This window comes from Mesorhizobium sp. M4A.F.Ca.ET.090.04.2.1, from assembly GCF_003999085.1.
Taxonomy (GTDB): Bacteria; Pseudomonadota; Alphaproteobacteria; order Rhizobiales; family Rhizobiaceae; genus Mesorhizobium.
Genome location: NZ_RZOT01000067.1, coordinates 1 through 15,540 on the forward strand (window position 1 = coordinate 1; position 15,540 = coordinate 15,540).

At 65.9% G+C, this 15,540-nt stretch carries 16 protein-coding genes; 11 read left to right on the forward strand and 5 right to left on the reverse strand.

The genetic code is table 11. The annotated features are described in order from the left end of the window. From EN781_RS07465 to EN781_RS07480, 4 genes are all read left to right on the forward strand, one after another. Positions 1-212: IclR family transcriptional regulator C-terminal domain-containing protein (locus EN781_RS07465; RefSeq protein ID WP_281034364.1), on the forward strand; the 212-nt coding region annotated here is incomplete at its 5' end. After that, entirely contained in the window at positions 209-1,495 is a 1,287-nt protein-coding gene (locus tag EN781_RS07470; RefSeq protein ID WP_126056107.1) for a Tm-1-like ATP-binding domain-containing protein, read from the forward strand. The genes EN781_RS07465 and EN781_RS07470, both read left to right, overlap by 4 nt. Before the next feature lie 8 nt (positions 1,496-1,503). After that, positions 1,504-2,187 (forward strand): HAD-IA family hydrolase, encoded by a 684-nt coding sequence (locus EN781_RS07475; protein WP_189347381.1) that lies wholly within the window; start codon positions 1,504-1,506, stop codon positions 2,185-2,187. Then, on the forward strand, positions 2,180-3,532 hold the full coding sequence (locus EN781_RS07480) for an aminotransferase class III-fold pyridoxal phosphate-dependent enzyme (RefSeq protein WP_126056109.1): 1,353 nt from the start codon (positions 2,180-2,182) through the stop codon (positions 3,530-3,532). Before EN781_RS07475 ends, EN781_RS07480 begins: the two co-directional genes overlap by 8 nt. Positions 3,533-3,618: 86 nt before the next feature. Here the strand turns inward: EN781_RS07480 and EN781_RS07485 are convergent, their stop codons facing one another. Continuing rightward, the gene (locus EN781_RS07485; RefSeq protein WP_126056110.1) at positions 3,619-4,488 is read right to left on the reverse strand and encodes a helix-turn-helix domain-containing protein; all 870 of its coding nucleotides are present in this window, start codon (positions 4,486-4,488) and stop codon (positions 3,619-3,621) included. Positions 4,489-4,582: 94 nt separating this feature from the next. Here EN781_RS07485 and EN781_RS07490 point away from each other — a divergent pair, with 94 nt between their 5' ends. Continuing rightward, positions 4,583-6,127: a 4-hydroxyphenylacetate 3-hydroxylase N-terminal domain-containing protein gene (locus EN781_RS07490; RefSeq protein ID WP_126059202.1), complete on the forward strand. Its 1,545-nt coding sequence runs from the start codon at positions 4,583-4,585 to the stop codon at positions 6,125-6,127. Positions 6,128-6,138: 11 nt separating this feature from the next. Beyond that, on the forward strand, positions 6,139-6,648 hold the full coding sequence (locus EN781_RS07495) for a flavin reductase (protein WP_126056111.1): 510 nt from the start codon (positions 6,139-6,141) through the stop codon (positions 6,646-6,648). A gap of 172 nt (positions 6,649-6,820) precedes the next feature. Here EN781_RS07495 and hpaR read toward each other — a convergent pair whose 3' ends face one another. After that, a complete protein-coding gene (gene hpaR, locus EN781_RS07500) occupies positions 6,821-7,228 on the reverse strand; it encodes a homoprotocatechuate degradation operon regulator HpaR (RefSeq protein ID WP_245455560.1) in 408 nt (135 codons plus the stop codon). A 213-nt stretch (positions 7,229-7,441) separates the two neighbouring features. Between hpaR and EN781_RS07505 the strand changes: the two genes are divergently transcribed. The 5 genes from EN781_RS07505 to hpaH all read left to right on the forward strand — a co-directional run bounded on the left by EN781_RS07505 (position 7,442) and on the right by hpaH (position 12,285). After that, entirely contained in the window at positions 7,442-7,828 is a 387-nt protein-coding gene (locus EN781_RS07505; RefSeq protein ID WP_126056113.1) for a 5-carboxymethyl-2-hydroxymuconate Delta-isomerase, read from the forward strand. A gap of 27 nt (positions 7,829-7,855) precedes the next feature. Continuing rightward, positions 7,856-9,373 (forward strand): 5-carboxymethyl-2-hydroxymuconate semialdehyde dehydrogenase, encoded by a 1,518-nt coding sequence (hpaE, locus tag EN781_RS07510; protein ID WP_126056114.1) that lies wholly within the window; start codon positions 7,856-7,858, stop codon positions 9,371-9,373. A gap of 14 nt (positions 9,374-9,387) precedes the next feature. Continuing rightward, positions 9,388-10,368, forward strand: a complete 981-nt coding sequence (gene hpaD, locus EN781_RS07515; RefSeq protein ID WP_126056115.1) for a 3,4-dihydroxyphenylacetate 2,3-dioxygenase — start codon at positions 9,388-9,390, stop codon at positions 10,366-10,368. 241 nt (positions 10,369-10,609) lie between these two features. Continuing rightward, entirely contained in the window at positions 10,610-11,485 is an 876-nt protein-coding gene (locus EN781_RS07520) for a fumarylacetoacetate hydrolase family protein (RefSeq protein WP_126056116.1), read from the forward strand. Next, on the forward strand, positions 11,482-12,285 hold the full coding sequence (gene hpaH / locus EN781_RS07525) for a 2-oxo-hept-4-ene-1,7-dioate hydratase (RefSeq protein WP_189347379.1): 804 nt from the start codon (positions 11,482-11,484) through the stop codon (positions 12,283-12,285). The genes EN781_RS07520 and hpaH overlap by 4 nt, the downstream gene beginning before the upstream one ends. Positions 12,286-12,497: 212 nt before the next feature. On the opposite strand, the gene EN781_RS07530 is transcribed toward hpaH, so the two are convergent. From EN781_RS07530 to EN781_RS07540, 3 genes are all read right to left on the reverse strand, one after another. After that, the gene (locus EN781_RS07530; RefSeq protein ID WP_126056117.1) at positions 12,498-13,514 is read right to left on the reverse strand and encodes an isopenicillin N synthase family oxygenase; all 1,017 of its coding nucleotides are present in this window, start codon (positions 13,512-13,514) and stop codon (positions 12,498-12,500) included. A gap of 158 nt (positions 13,515-13,672) precedes the next feature. Beyond that, positions 13,673-14,326 (reverse strand): methionine ABC transporter permease, encoded by a 654-nt coding sequence (locus EN781_RS07535; protein WP_126056118.1) that lies wholly within the window; start codon positions 14,324-14,326, stop codon positions 13,673-13,675. Continuing rightward, on the reverse strand, positions 14,307-15,398 hold the full coding sequence (locus tag EN781_RS07540; RefSeq protein WP_126056119.1) for a methionine ABC transporter ATP-binding protein: 1,092 nt from the start codon (positions 15,396-15,398) through the stop codon (positions 14,307-14,309). Before EN781_RS07540 ends, EN781_RS07535 begins: the two co-directional genes overlap by 20 nt. Between the last annotated feature and the right edge of the window lie 142 nt (positions 15,399-15,540).

A 15,540-nucleotide genomic window follows, 5' to 3' on the forward strand; every position in this document is an offset into this window, starting at 1 on the left:
CCGGCTCGCAAGGCTATGAGGAAGGCGTGCTCAGCGTCGCGGCACCGATCCTCGGCGCCGACGGTTTCGCCATCGGCACCGTCGCGGTCGCGGCACCAAGGGTGCGGATCCAGAAGGGCGACATCGAGCGTCACGGCGCCAGCGTCGCCGCGGCGGCGCGCGGCATCAGCGAGCGGCTTTTCGGCAGGCTGCCGGGCCGCAAGCGGGCATGACAACAACGACATTGCAGGGAGAACCGACTGTGGAGGAGACACGCCGTATCCTGGTTATCGGCACCGGCGACACCAAAGCCGACGAGCTTCTGTTCATGCGCGAGCGCATCGAGGCGGTCGGCGGCGTCGCCGTGATGATGGACGTCAGCGTGCTCGGCGACCCGCCCTACCGGCCGGCCTATGACAGGCACGCGGTGGCAAAGGCCGCCGACACGACGATCGAGGCGATCATCGCCAGCGGCGACGAGAATTCGGCGATGACGCTGATGGCGCTCGGCGCCTCGCGGCTGGCGCGCGCGCTCCACGACAAAAGCGAGATCGACGGCGTCATCGCGCTCGGCGGCTCGATGGGCACCGACCTTGCGCTCGACGTGGCGCTGGCGCTGCCGCTCGGCGTGCCGAAATTCGTCGTCTCGACGATCGCCTATTCGCATCTTCTGCCGCCCGAGCGGATCGCCACAGACCTGATGATGATCCTTTGGGCCGGCGGGCTCTATGGCCTCAACAGCGCCTGCAAGGCGGTGCTGTCGCAGGCCTGCGGCGCGGTGGTGGGTGCCGCGCAGGCCGTCGTCAAGCCGGACGCGGCAAAGCCGCGGATCGGCATGAGCTCGCTCGGCAAAAGCTGCCTGCACTATATGGTGAGGCTGAAGCCGGAGCTGGAAAAGCGCGGCTACGAGGTGATCGTCTTCCACACCACCGGCATGGGCGGACGGGCGCTGGAGGCGATCGCGGCGCAAAAGGGTTTTGTCGCGGTGATGGATTTCAGCCTGCAGGAACTCGCCAACCAGCTCACCGGCTCGGTGGTGAATTCCGGCACCGACCGGCTGGAGAATGCGGGCCGGCAGGGCATCCCGCAGATCGTCGCGCCCGGCGCCGTCGACATGGTGGATTTCCCGACCTGGCAAACGGTGCCCTCGCGTTTCATCGAGCGGCCCTACCATGCGCACAACCGGCTGCTCGCCTCGGTGACCTCGGACGCCTCGACCCGCAAGGAGATCGCGCGCGCCATCGGGGAGAAGCTCGCCGCGGCGACCGGCCCGACCGCCTTCATCCTGCCCGCCGGCGGCATCCAGCAATGGGACCAGGAAGGCGAGCCGCTGCATGACCCAGAGGCGCTGTCGGCCTTCGTCGAGGAGATGCGTGCCAGCGTGCCTGCCAATGCCGAGCTGCACGAGATCGCCGGACACATCAATGACGCCGCCTTCTGCGCCAAGGCGCTGGAGATCTTCGACCGCTGGGTCGCCGACGGCATAGTACCGCCGGGCCGCAGGCAAGCCGCATGAGCGGGTCGCTGCCAAAGGCGATGGTGCTCGATTTCGGCGGCGTAGTCACCCGCACGCTGTTCGAGACGCATGCGCTGACTGAGCGCGCGCTGGGTCTGGCGCCGGGCACGCTTGCCTGGCGCGGCCCGTTCGACCCGGCCTCCGATCCTTTGTGGCGGGCCATGCAGGCGGACGAGATCAGCGAGCGCGACTACTGGAGGACGCGCACGCGGGAGGTCGGCCAGCTGGTCGGCGAGGACTGGCGCGACATGTCGACCTTCGTGCAGCGGGCGCGCGGCGCCGACCCGCAGGCCGTAATCCGGCCCGAGGCAGAACGGGCGATCCGGACGGCGCACGCGGCCGGCATCAGGCTGGCCATCCTCTCCAACGAGCTCGACCTGTTCTACGGCACGCAGTTCCGCCAGCGGCTGCCGCTGCTCTCGCTGTTCGAGGCCATAGTCGACGCGACTTATACCAACGTCCTCAAGCCCGATCGCCTGGCCTATGCGATGGTCGGCGAGGCGCTGGAGCTGCCGCTTGGCGAATGCGTCTTCGTCGACGACCAGCAGCGCAACATCGACGGCGCCACCGCCGCCGGCATGCTGACCGTGCATTTCGACGTCGCCCAGCCGGCGCGAAGCTATGCCGAGGCGCTCGGCCATTTCGGCCTCGCCCTCCCCCAATTGGAAACCGGAGTTCCCACCGATGCGTGACATCAACTTCCTCACCGAGAACAACGCCAAGCCGATCTGGCATCCGATGGCGCATCCGGCCGAGATGCGGGCGACGCCGCCGAAGATCATCATGAAGGGCGACGGCGTCTCGGTGACCGATGCCGACGGCCGCACCGTACTCGATGCGGTCGGCGGCTTGTGGAACGTCAACCTCGGTTACAGCTGCGACCCGATCAAGAAGGCGATGGCCGCGCAGCTCGATGCGCTCCCCTATTATTCCGGCTTTCGCGGCACCTCGACAGGACCGTCGATCGAGCTTGCCTACGAGCTCACCGACTGGTTCGCCCCGGAGGGCATGGTGCGTGCCTTCTTCACCTCGGGCGGATCGGATTCGGTCGAGACGGCGCTGCGGCTCGCGCGCCAATATTGGAAGATCCGCGGCCAGGGCGACCGGACGAAGTTCCTGGCGCTGAAGAAGGGCTATCACGGCACGCATTTCGGCGGCGCCTCGGTCAACGGCAACGCCAATTTCCGCCGCAACTACGAGCCGCTCTTGCCCGGCGTCTTCCACACCCCGGCGCCATGGACCTACCGCAACCCGTTCGACGAGACCGACCCGGCGAAGCTGGCCAAGCTCTGCGCCCGGGCGATCGAGGACGAGATCGCCTTCCAGGGCGCCGACACCATCGCCGCCTTCATCTTGGAGCCGGTGCTCGGCGCCGGCGGCGTAATCGTTCCGCATGAAAGTTTCATGCCGCTGGTGCGGGCGATCTGCGACCGTCACGACATCCTTCTGATCGCAGACGAGGTGGTGACCGGCTTCGGCCGCACCGGTGCGTGGTCCGGCTCACGGCTCTCCGGCGTGAAGCCCGATTTCATGACCATCGCCAAGGCGATCACGTCCGGCTACTTCCCGCTCGGCGCGACTCTGATCGGCGCCAAGGTCGCCGACGCGTTCGAGGCCGACAAGACGAGCTTCGGTGCCATCGGCCACGGCTACACCTATTCCGGCCATCCGGTCGGCTGCGCGGCCGGGCTGGCGGCGCTCGCCGAGACAAAACGGCTTGCCGTCAACGAGAACGCGGCGGCGCGCGGCGTCGAGCTCGGCAAGGTTCTGGAAGCGCTGAAGGCGAAGCACGCTTTGGTCGGCGATGTCCGCTACCAGGGCCTGATGGCGGCGCTAGAGCTCGTCTCGGACCGCGCCGCCAAGAAGCCGGCCGACAAGAAGACATTGGCCGTGGTGGCCGATGCCGCCTACCAGGCCGGCGTCATGCTGCGCGTCTCCGGCAACACCGTCATCCTGTCGCCGCCGCTGGTCATCTCGGCGGCCGATGTGGCGAAGATCGGCGAGGCGCTGGATGCCGGGTTGTCTGCTGCGGCGTGAGTAAGTGAGTAGTGAGTAGTGAGTAGTGAGTATGAGTAGAATTTCGGCTCGAACATTTGTTCAATCCTCGCTCCGTTTACTACCTACTACTCACTACTCACTCTTTGTCTCCGCCACGTCGCCGGCGGCAAGCCAACCCCCTGCCGAAAGAAGCGCGAGAAATAGGCGGGGTCGTTGAAGCCGGTCTCGTAGGCGATGTCCTCGACCGTGCGTATGGTGAAGAGCAGCAGGCGCTTGGCTTCGATCAAGCGCCGGTCGCCGATAGCCTGCCGCACGCCTGCGCCCAGCACCTGGCGCGCGGCCTTGTCGAGCAGGTGGCGGGTGGTGCCGAGTTCCTCGACATAGCGCTCGACCGGCCAGTCGTCGCGAAAATGGCGGTCGATCAGGCGCCGCAGCCGGCCGCCGAGCGCCACCGCCGCCGGCACCGTCACCGCTTGCGATTGCGCATCGAGGCGGGCGATGCCGGACAGCGCCACCGCGATCAGCGGCGGCAGGATTCTTTCCACGCCGGGCAGCCTGTCGGCATATTCCGCCTGGATCATCCTGACCGTATTACCCAACCTCTCCCACAGCGCGCCCTCGCCGCGCCCCGTGACGAAAACCGGCTGGTCGAGCGGCAGCGCGGACTGCTCGGCGATGGATGCGAGCGCCGCATCGGCGACCGAGACGACGATGGCATCGGTGCCTGGTTCGATGTCGAAGCCATGGACCACGCCGCTCGGCATGAAGCTCACGGTGGGAGCGGAAAAACTCCAGGTCTTGTCCTCGATCCGATAGGTGCCGCTGCCACCCGTCCAGAAGGTGATCTGCGCCATTTGCGGATGTTTGTGCGCCAGAACCTGGCCGCGATGCACGGAAGCGCGCGCCTGCACCGTCTCGACATGCAGGAAACCGACGTCGAGCGCCCGTGCCGGCTCGCCGTAGACGAAGAATTCGGGAATGGCGGTCTGGCTCATGGCGGCCCGAAAAAGTCCAAGTGATTTATCGCTTTCGTCCATAAACCATCGCGCGGCTTGCGGCTACTCTCCACCAATCAAAGGGAGGATCATGATGCGATCGGAAGATTTCCAGGCCGACACGAAACGGCCGTTCACAGGCGCCGAATATCTCGCGAGCCTGCGCGACGGGCGCGAGGTGTATATCAATGGCGAGCGGGTCGCCGATGTCACCAGCCATCCGGCGATGCGCAATTCGGCGCGTTCGCTGGCCCGCCTCTATGACGCCTTGCACGACCCCAACCGGCAGGCGGCGCTGACCGCGCCGACCGATACCGGCTCGGGCGGCTATACGCATAAATATTTCCGCGTCGCCCATTCCGCCGCCGAGCTTGCCCAGCAGCAGACCGCGATCGCCGACTGGTCGCGCATGTCCTATGGCTGGATGGGGCGCACGCCCGATTACAAGGCGGCGCTGATGAACACGCTCGGCGCCAATGCCGAATGGTACGGCCCGTTCAAGGACAATGCGCTCGCCTGGCACAAACGCGCCCAGGAAGCGGTCCTGTTTATGAACCACGCCATCGTCAATCCGCCGATCGACCGCCACAAGCCGGCCGAGGCCGTGAAGGACGTGTTCGTGCACATCACCAAGGAGAACGATGCCGGCATCTGGGTGTCGGGCGCCAAGGTGGTGGCGACGTCGTCGGCGCTGACCCACTACAATTTCCTGGCGCAAAGCTCGGCGACGGTCACCGAGGACCCATCGCTGTCAGTGATGTTCATCGTGCCGATGAACGCGCCGGGGATAAAGATGTTCTGCCGCGTCTCCTATGAGCAGACGGCGAACACGACCGGCCAGCCTTTCGACTATCCCTTGTCGTCGCGCTTCGACGAGAACGACGCGATCCTGGTGCTGGACAACGTCTTCATCCCTTGGGAGGACGTGCTGGTGCTGCGCGACGCGCAGAAGATCCTGTCCTTCCATCCGGCGTCGGGCTTCATGCACGGCTACTGCTTCCAGGGCTGCACGCGCTTCGCCGTCAAGCTCGACTTCCTCTGCGGCCTGCTCGCCAAGGCGCTGCGCGCTACAGGCGGCGATGCCTTCCGCGGCAACCAGGCAGCACTCGGCGAGGTGATCGCGCTGCGCCACATGTTCTGGAGCTTTTCCAACGCCATGGCACACAACCCGATCCCGTGGGCCAGCGGCGCGGTGCTGCCCAATCTCGAGGCGGCCCTCTCCTACCGCACCTTCATGTCGGAGGCCTATCCGCGCGTCATCGACACGGTGCGCCGGGTGATCGCCTCGGGGCTGATCTACCTGCCGTCCTCGGCCAGGGATTTCGACAATCCGGAGATCGACCGCTACCTCGCGCAATATGTGCGCGGCTCCAACGACATGGGCCATGTCGAGCGCATCAAGATCATGAAGCTGTTGTGGGACGCGACCGGCACCGAATTCGGTGGCCGCCACGCGCTCTACGAGCTCAACTATGCCGGTGCGCCGGAAGAGGTGCGGCTGCAGGTGCTGAAGGGCGCCGAGCGCGGCGGCCGGCTGAAGCAGATGGAGGAGCTGGTCGACCAATGCATGGCCGACTATGACGAGAAGGGCTGGACCGGCGACACCTGGCTGCCGCCGCTTTCAGCTGCGGCGAGCTGAGGAGGCCGGCCATGGAGGCGCAGGTCTCGAGGCTGGAATTCCGTGACGCCATGGCGCGGGTCTGTGCGCCGGTCAACATCGTCACCACGGACGGCCCGGCCGGGCGCGGCGGCTTCACCGCCACCGCCATGTGCAGCGTTTCGGACGATCCGCCGACGCTGCTGGTTTGCATGAACGAGCGCTCGGCGCAGACCGGCCTGTTCCTCGCCAACCAGCGCTTCTGCGTCAACGTGCTGACCCAGTCGCACATGCATTTGGCGGGAAAGTTCGGCGGCGCGATCCGCGACATGGCCGAGCGCTACAATGCGGCGCGCTGGCAGACTATGCCGTCCGGCATGCCGGCGCTGCTCGACGCCATCGTCAGCTTCGACTGCGAGATCGGCGCGGTGAACAAGGTCGGCACGCACAATGTGATGTTCGGCCGCGTCGTCGACATCCGCCACGGCAGCGACAAGGCGGCGCTGCTCTATGTCGGCCGCAACTACATGCAGCCGAGCGCGGTCGGCAGTTTCGGGGGGTGAGGAGCGGCGCCCCCTCACCCGGATTGCCAACCGGAATTGCGAAGGGCAATTCGGGGCAATCCGACCTCTCCCCAAGGGGAGAGGAGATCGCCAGCGCCAGCGCTTGTCTCTTCTCCCCAGCGGGGAGAAGGTGGCCGCGAAGCGGCCGGATGAGGGGGCGCTCGCGCGAAACTCAGCCCTGTTCCGTCGACTCCGACTGGATGAGGCTTTCCAGCATATCCAGCAGCCGCTCATGCTCGGCGGCGCCGTAGCGCTTCTCGATCGCGTCGTAGATGGCGATGCGCTCGGGCGTCAGGTCCTCGATCAGCGCCAGACCAGCCGGGCTGATGGCGAGCAGCGCGCGGCGGCCGTCATCCTTGACCTTGTTGCGGGTGATGAACTCACGTTCCTCCATCGCCTTGATGATGCGGGTCAGGCTTGGCGGCAGGATGGAGGCGCGGTTGGCGAGTTCGGTGGCCTCCAGCGGCCCAGTCTCGGCAAGAACCCGCAGCACGCGCCATTGCTGCTCGGTGATGTCGTGGCGGGCAAGCATCGGCCGGAAATGCGCCATGATCACCTCGCGAGCGCGAAGCAGAGCCATCGGCAGGGAGCGACGAGTGCTCGGTGGTAGCAAAATCAGGTCTCCGAAAAATCCAATCCAGTACGAGTCGCGGTAAATATTAGCACCCCGATCGCAGCTATATCCGCGATTTTACCGGGAGCGGCAATCCCGCCGCCGGGACACAGAGAACGACGCTTGACATTCGATCGTCAAGATGTAATTCACATGTTAATTAAAAGGTGGAGGAAACCTTTGCCCCATATGGCGATCGAATATTCGGCGAATCTCGACGCGAAGGTCGACATGGGCGCGCTTTGCGAGCTGGTCTCGCGGACCATCCTCGAAACCGGCCTGTTCGAACAAGGTGCAGTCCGGGTGCGCGCCTTCCGCGCCGAGGTCTATGCGATTGCCGACCGCCTGCCCGAGAACGGGTTCATCGACATGAACTTCCGTATCGGCAAGGGCCGCAGCGCGGCGGAAAAGAAGAGCGCCGGCGAAGCGATCTTTGCCGCAGTGTCCGAGCATCTGGCGACGCTGTTCGCGACGCCGCATTTCGCGCTGTCGCTGGAGATCCGCGAGATCGACGCCGAACTCAGCTGGAAGAAAAACGCCATCCACCCGCGGCTGCGTGGCAAGTGACTGAGCGCTAGAGAACAGGAAAGACCCATGGCGGCACTGGACGACAATCTGCGCAAGGCCGAGGCTTATCTGGAACGCTTCAGGAAGCATGGCGTGCTCAACCAGATCGGCGGCGAGGCGGTGCCCTCCGCCGACGGCTCGACCTATGAGACGATCTCGCCGATCGACCTGAAGCCGATCGCCACGGTGGCGCGCGGCAAGCCCGCCGACATCGACCGAGCCGCCAGGGCGGCGAAGGCCGCCTTCAAGGAATGGGCGGCGATATCGGGCGATGCCCGCAAGAAGCTGCTGCACAAAATCGCCGACGCCATCGTCGCGCGCGCCGAGGAGATCGCCTTCGTCGAGTGCATGGACACCGGCCAGTCGCTGAAGTTCATGGCCAAGGCGGCATTGCGTGGCGCCGAGAACTTCCGCTTCTATGGCGACCGCGCGCCGGAAGCCCGCGACGGCCAGACGATCCGCGCGCCGAACCAGGTCAACATGACGACGCGGGCGCCGATCGGTCCCGTCGGCGTGATCACGCCGTGGAACACGCCGTTCATGCTGTCGACCTGGAAGATCGCGCCGGCGCTTGCCGCCGGCTGCACCATCGTCCACAAGCCGGCGGAACTGTCGCCGCTGACCGCGCGCCTGCTTGTCGAGATCGCCGAGGAGGCCGGCCTGCCCAAGGGCGTGTGGAACCTCGTCAACGGCTTCGGCGAAGACGCCGGCCGCGCACTGACCGAACACCCCGACATCAAGGCGATCGGCTTCGTCGGCGAGAGCCGCACCGGCTCGATGATCATGCGCCAAGGCGCTGAAACGCTGAAGCGCGTGCATTTCGAGCTTGGCGGCAAGAACCCGGTGATCGTCTTCGCCGACGCCGATCTCGAACGCGCCGCCGACGCCGCGATCTTTATGATCTATTCGCTCAACGGCGAGCGCTGCACCTCATCGTCGCGCCTGCTGGTCGAGGAAGGCATCTACGATAAGTTCACGGCGCTGGTCGCGGAGAAGGCCAAGCGCATCAGGGTCGGCCATCCGCTCGATCCCGAAACCGTGGTCGGTCCGCTGATCCATCCGGTGCATGAGGAAAAGGTCCTGTCCTATATCGATATCGGCAAGTCGGAAGGCGCGGTCGTCGCCGCCGGCGGCGGCAAGTTCGACGGCCCGGGCGGCGGCTGCTATGTCAGCCCGACGCTGTTTGTCGGCGCCACCAACAAGATGCGCATCGCCCAGGAAGAGATCTTCGGGCCGGTGCTGACCGCGATCTCGTTCAAGGACGAGGCCGAGGCGCTGGCTCTGGCCAACGACACCCAATACGGCCTGACCGGGTACCTCTGGACCTCCGACGTCACGCGCGCCTTCCGCTTCACCGACGCGCTCGAGGCCGGCATGATCTGGGTGAACTCCGAGAATGTGCGGCATTTGCCGACGCCGTTCGGCGGCGTGAAAAGTTCGGGGATCGGCCGCGACGGCGGCGACTGGTCATTCGATTTCTACATGGAAACCAAGAACATCGCGTTCGCCACGGCGCCGCATTCCATCCAGAAGCTCGGCGGCTGACCGGAGATCCAAAGATGCCCCTGCCCCAACCCAACCTCTACCCGGCTTTCAATATCATTCGGCTTTCGCATGTCGAGCTCGCCGTCACCGATCTGGCGAAGTCCCGCGCGTTCTATGTCGACACGCTCGGCCTGCAGGTGACCGACGAGACCAAGGACGCGATCTACCTGCGCGCGCTGGAAGAACGCGGCCATCACTGCATCGTGCTGCGCAAAGGCGCGGTCGCGGAAGCACGCGACCTCGGCTTCAAGGTCTTTTCCGATGAGGACCTCGACAAGGCCGGGCATTTCTTCGACGGCAAGGGCCTACCGGTGGAGTGGGTGGAGCGCCCTTACCAGTCGCGCACCTTCCGCACCCGCGATCCGCACGGCATCCCGCTCGAGTTCTATTCGAAGATGGAGCGGCTGCCGCCGATCCATCAGAAATACGCGCTCTACAAGGGCGTGAAGCCGCTGCGCATCGACCACTTCAACTGCTTCTCGCCGAATGTCGATCAATCGGTGGCCTTCTACAACGAGCTCGGCTTCCGCGTCACCGAATACACCGAGGATGAGGAAACCGGGAAACTGTGGGCCGCCTGGACGCACCGCAAGGGCGGCGTGCACGACATCGCCTTCACCAACGGCCTCGGCCCGCGCCTGCACCACGTCGCCTTCTGGGTGCCGACGCCGCTCAACATCATCGACCTGCTCGATTTGATGGCGACCACCGGCTATGTCGGGAACATCGAGCGCGGCCCCGGCCGGCACGGCATCTCCAACGCCTTCTTCCTCTACATCCGCGATCCCGACAACCACCGCATCGAGATCTATTGCTCGGACTACCAGACGGTCGATCCGGATCTGGAGCCGATCAAATGGGACCTCAAGGATCCGCAGCGCCAGACGCTATGGGGCGCGCCGGCGCCGAGGAGCTGGTTCGAGGAAGGCAGCGTGTTTGCCGGCGTGAAGCCGCGTCCGTCTGATCTGGCGGCGTCGCCGATCGTGGCGCCGTAGGGCCTAGTTCAATGGTCGCGTTCCTTCACGCCCCCCTCTGTCCTGCCGGACATCTCCCCCACTTGGGGGGAGATTGGATGTCATCTCTGCCTTCGCCAATTTTCAACGTTGCAAGAAGAGTGCCGACCGCGCGGCCAGCCAATCTCCCCCCTCGTGGGGGAGATGTCCGGCAGGACAGAGGGGGGCGCCGTAGAGCTCGACGCTTCCGGTTGGCCAGCAGCGATGACCGTGGAGTTTCAGCATGAGCGCGGCGCGCCTCGCCACTTTCACCGTCGGCGGCAGGACGCGCTATGGCGCGATCACCGGCAAGGGCGTCGTCGACCTTTCGGCGCGGCACGGCCAATGGCCGACGCTGCGCGAAGTGATCGAGGCCGGCGCCTTGCTGCGGCTGGCCGAGGAGGCAGACACCTTCGCGCCCGACTTCAACGTCGAGGACATCGCCTATGAAATCCCGATCCCCTCCCCGGAAAAGATCATCTGCGTCGGCGTCAACTATCCGGACCGCAACGAGGAGTACAAGGACGGGCAGGCGGCGCCCTCGAATCCGTCATTGTTCATCCGCTTCCCGCGTTCCTTCGTCGGCCACGGCGCGTCGCTGGTGCGGCCGCCGGAATCGCCGCAACTCGACTATGAGGGCGAGATCGTCATCGTCATCGGCAAAGGCGGCCGCCGCATCGCCGAGGCCGACGCGCTCGGCCACATCGCGGCGCTGTCGCTGTGCAACGAAGGCACGCTCCGCGACTGGGTGCGCCACGCCAAGTTCAACGTCACGCAAGGCAAGAATTTCGACCGTTCCGGTTCGATCGGCCCGTGGCTGGTGCCGTTCACCGACGAGGCACAGATCGCCGACATCTCGCTCACCACCCGCGTCAATGGCGAGGTCCGCCAGCAGGACCGCACCGGCCGCATGATCTTTTCCTTCCGCAAGATCATCGCCTACATCTCCACCTTCACCACGCTGGTGCCCGGCGACATCATCGTCACCGGCACGCCGACCGGCGCCGGCGCCCGCTTCGAGCCGCCGATCTGGCTGAAGCCGGGCGACGTGATCGAGGTCGAGGCGGAAGGTATCGGCCTGCTCAGCAACGGCGTGGTCGACGAGGGAGCTGGCCGATGATGACCGAAGCGCAGGTCGAGGATGCCGCGGCGAGGCTGTACGAGGCCGAGCGCGAGCGCCGGCAGATCCGGCTGCTCAGCCTCGACTTTCCGCAGGCGACGATGGACGACGCCTACCGGGTGCAGGCGGCGCTGGTGAAGCGGAAGGTCGCGTCGGGGCTGGCGATCAAGGGCTGGAAGATCGGCCTGACCTCCAAGGCGATGCAATCGGCGCTCAGCATCGACATCCCGGATTCCGGCATTCTGTTCGACGACATGTTTTTCGAGGAAGGCGGCACGGTTCCGGCCGGCCGCTTCATCCAGCCGCGCATCGAGGCGGAGATCGCTTTCGTCATGAAGGCGCCACTCGCCGGCGCCGACATTTCGATCGACAACGTCTTCGACGCCACCGACTACATCACGCCCGCGCTCGAGATCCTCGACACCCGCATCGAGCGGATGAACAAGGAAAGCGGCAAGATACGCACCTTCTTCGACACGATCTCCGACAATGCCGCCAATGCCGGCATCGTCGTCGGCGACCGCTCGGCCGGGCCGCGCGAGGCGGACCTGCGCTGGATCGGCGCCATCGTGTCGCGCAATGGCGAGGTCGAGGAGACCGGGCTTGGCGCCGGCGTGCTCGACCATCCGGCGAAAGGAATCGCCTGGCTGGCCAACCGTCTGCATCAGTACGGCATGCGCATCTCCGCCGGAGAAGTGGTGCTGTCTGGCTCCTTCATCCGGCCGGTGGAATGCCGGCACGGCGACCAGATAGCCGCCGATTTCGGCCCGTACGGAACCATCCGCCTCGCCTTCGCCTGACAGAACCCATCAGCAAAGAAAAAGGCCGGGCGCGAATGCGGCCCGGCCAAAAATGAAGGTCAAACCTTCAGAGGGGAACACCGTCCGGCGCAATGGGAGGAGAACGCCGAACGATGTGCCGTATGTGGGCTTTGTTGGGCATGTTTGCGACGAACAGAATTCCAAATATGAGCCGAAGCGCGAAAAAATATCGCGCAAGCAGGACCGCGGCCTCAGCCAGCCGCTGCCGTCTCCAGGAGATCGGCATAGTGCCGGCGCGCCACATCCGGGTGGGAACGCAGGCGGCTCTTCAGCACATTGGTTCCGACGTCGCGGAACAGCGGATTGTCGGGATCGCTTGCGGGACCGCGCGCCTCCGCCGCCAGGTCCTCGGGCAGGTCGAGCAGCGGGATCGTCGCGTCAAGCCGGGCGCTGAAGAAGAACGGCACGGAAATGCGCTCGACACCGGACGGCGGCGTAACCACGCGATGGACCGTTGCACGCAGATAGCCGTTCGAGGCCAGTTCGAGCAATTCGCCGATGTTGACCACCAGCGTCTGCGGGATCGGGTCGACATTCACCCAATTGCCACTGTACTCGACTTGCAGCCCCTTGTTCACGTCCTGCAGCAGCAGGGTCAGGAAGCCGCCATCCTTGTGGGCGCCGACGCCCTGGTCGTCGCCGGTGGCGTCGCGGCCGGGGTAGCGCACGATCTTCATGCGATGGTTGGGTTCGTCGCGATAGATCGCATCGAAGGCGTCTTCCGGCTGGTCGAGCGAGAGCGCGAACGCCTTGAGAAGGCGGATCGCCACCTCGGTCGCCTTGCTCTGCCAGGCAAGCAGCGCCGGTTTCAGCTCCGGCAGGGCGTGCGGCCACTGGTTCGGCCCCTGCAGCCGCGTCCAGGCCGGAACGCCTGGCCCCTGCGCGATCGTCGGCCGCTCGACTCCGATGTCGAGCTGCTCGCGCCAGTCGGCCTTGCCCTTGGTCAGCTCGCCGCCGGCGCGCGTATAGCCGCGGAACTGCGAGGATTTGACCATTTCGATCGCCAGCTTGTCGGCCTCCGGCAAGGCGAAGAACCGCCGCGAGGCATCGAGCACGTCGGAGATTTCAGAAGCCGATATGCCGTGGCCGGAGAGATAGAAGAAGCCGACGTCGCGGGCGGCAGTGCGCAGGTCGAACAGAAACGTCCGCAGTTCCGATGCGCCCTGGTCGAGGCGGTCGAGATCGAGCACGGGGATAATTCGGGCCATGGTCAGGCTCCTTTCGCGGCACTATGCGACCCCGCCCCCACGATGCCATGCGCGCGGCCCTGGCCCAAGCAACGCACGATCCAATCTCGGCGTGAATGACGCAAAGCCGGCGCTGCATTCCGCTGTCGGCGGGCAAAGAACTTCCGGCCCTCCCATCATCAGCGTCGATCCAGCCTGGCGACCAGCCGGTCGCCCACCCACTGGATGCCGCAGACAAGGACGATCAGGACGATGACCACGGCGACCATGACGCTGGTCTCGAAGCGCTGGTAGCCGTAGCGGATGGCGAGATCGCCAAGCCCGCCGGCGCCGATGGCGCCGGCCATGGCCGAGGCGCCGACCAGCGTCACCAGGGTCACCGTGAAGCCGGCGACGATGCTCGGCAGCGCCTCCGGCACCAGCACCTCGCGGATGATCGTCCAGCGGTTGCCGCCCATGGCGCGCGCAGCCTCGATCAGTCCGTGGTCCACCTCGCGCAGCGACACTTCGGCGATGCGCGCGTAGTAGGGCGTGGCGGCGATAGACAGCGGCACGATAGCCGCCCAGGTGCCGATCGAGGTGCCGACGATCAGCCGCGTGACCGGGATCAAGGCGACGAGCAGGATGATGAAGGGAACGGAGCGGAAGCCGTTGATGACCGCAGCGAGGGCGCGGTTTACCCACAGGCTTTCGGCGATGCCGCCGCGATCGGTGGCGACCAGCGCCAGGCCGAGCGGCAGGCCGAAGACCAGCGAGATGAGGCCGGAGGCTCCGGTCATCAGCACCGTTTCCCAGGTCGAACGGAGGAGAAGCTCAAACAGAACCGGCGACATGGCCAAGCACCTCCACCCGCGCCTGGCGGGCCTCCAGGAACGCGATCAGTTTCGGTAGTCGATCGGCATCGTTGCCGGGCACCGCGAGGAACAAAGTGCCGACAGGCTGCTGCTGGACATGATCGATACCGCCATGGACGAGGCGAAACGGTCCCGGCACAGCGGTTGCAAGGTCCGACAGGAGCGGACCGCGCGCGGCCTCGCCGGCGACATCGATCCTCAGGATCGTCTCCACGCCAATGCCCGCAGCCATCCGGCTGGCGATCTCATCAGGCAGTTGCGGCCGGATGCCGCCGAGCAGGCTCCTGGTGATCTCGGACCTCGGACCGGCGAAGACCGACCAGACAGGGCCTTCCTCGACGATCCGCCCGGCATCGATCACCGCGACGCGGTCGGCGATCGAGCGGATCACCTCCATCTCGTGGGTGATGAGCAGGATGGTGAGGCCGAGCCGCCGGTTGATGTCCTTGAGCAAAGCGAGGATCGATCGCGTCGTCTCCGGATCGAGCGCCGAGGTCGCCTCGTCGGACAACAACAGCGCGGGGCGCGCGGCAAGCGCCCTGGCAAGGCCGACACGCTGCTTCTGGCCGCCCGACAGCGCGGCCGGATAGGCTTTTGCTTTCTCCGACAGGCCGACGAGTTCCAGCAGTTCAGTCGCGCGCGCCAGACGCTCGGCCCGGGGCCGGCCCTCGATCTTGAGCGGCAGCGCGACATTGTCCTCGACGGTCTTGGCCGAAAGCAGGTTGAAATGCTGGAAGATCATGCCGATGCGGCGGCGCAGCGGCTGCAGTGCGCGCTCGCCGAGCCGGCCGATCTCGCGGCCCTCGATGAACACCGCGCCGGTATCCGGGCGCTCCAGCCCGTTCAGGCAGCGGATCAGCGTCGACTTGCCGGCGCCGCTGCGGCCGATGATGCCCAATATCTCGCCCTTGCGCACCGTCAGCGAGACGCCGTCGAGCGCCGGCGTCACACCGAAGCGGCGTTTCAGGTCGACGAGGCGGACGACATCTTCCCGATCCGCCGGAGGGCCGTGCGCCGGATCGGCCAGTTCGGCCGTGACATGCTGGTTCATCTTTCTTTCCGTTTCAGCGATCCGCAAACGCGATAGCGGCCCGCCGAACAGCGGGCCGCCTGCTGCTGCAAGCCAGGCGCCGATCAATAGGCGCTGATGCCGGTGCCCCTGTAGACCTTGTCGAATTCGGCCTTCACTGTTT

Excerpts from the sequence above, each read along its gene's own strand:
- EN781_RS07490 (WP_126059202.1), top strand. The coding sequence starts at position 4,583 with ATGCGATCGGAAGATTTCCAGGCCGACACGAAACGGCCGTTCACAGGC.
- hpaD (WP_126056115.1), top strand. The coding sequence starts at position 9,388 with ATGCCCCTGCCCCAACCCAACCTCTACCCGGCTTTCAATATCATTCGG.
- EN781_RS07530 (WP_126056117.1), bottom strand. The coding sequence starts at position 13,514 with ATGGCCCGAATTATCCCCGTGCTCGATCTCGACCGCCTCGACCAGGGC.
- hpaH (WP_189347379.1), top strand. The coding sequence starts at position 11,482 with ATGATGACCGAAGCGCAGGTCGAGGATGCCGCGGCGAGGCTGTACGAG.
- EN781_RS07495 (WP_126056111.1), top strand. The coding sequence starts at position 6,139 with ATGGAGGCGCAGGTCTCGAGGCTGGAATTCCGTGACGCCATGGCGCGG.
- EN781_RS07485 (WP_126056110.1), bottom strand. The coding sequence starts at position 4,488 with ATGAGCCAGACCGCCATTCCCGAATTCTTCGTCTACGGCGAGCCGGCA.
- EN781_RS07520 (WP_126056116.1), top strand. The coding sequence starts at position 10,610 with ATGAGCGCGGCGCGCCTCGCCACTTTCACCGTCGGCGGCAGGACGCGC.
- EN781_RS07540 (WP_126056119.1), bottom strand. The coding sequence starts at position 15,398 with ATGAACCAGCATGTCACGGCCGAACTGGCCGATCCGGCGCACGGCCCT.
- EN781_RS07470 (WP_126056107.1), top strand. The coding sequence starts at position 209 with ATGACAACAACGACATTGCAGGGAGAACCGACTGTGGAGGAGACACGC.
- hpaE (WP_126056114.1), top strand. The coding sequence starts at position 7,856 with ATGGCGGCACTGGACGACAATCTGCGCAAGGCCGAGGCTTATCTGGAA.
- hpaR (WP_245455560.1), bottom strand. The coding sequence starts at position 7,228 with ATGGCTCTGCTTCGCGCTCGCGAGGTGATCATGGCGCATTTCCGGCCG.
- EN781_RS07480 (WP_126056109.1), top strand. The coding sequence starts at position 2,180 with ATGCGTGACATCAACTTCCTCACCGAGAACAACGCCAAGCCGATCTGG.
- EN781_RS07535 (WP_126056118.1), bottom strand. The coding sequence starts at position 14,326 with ATGTCGCCGGTTCTGTTTGAGCTTCTCCTCCGTTCGACCTGGGAAACG.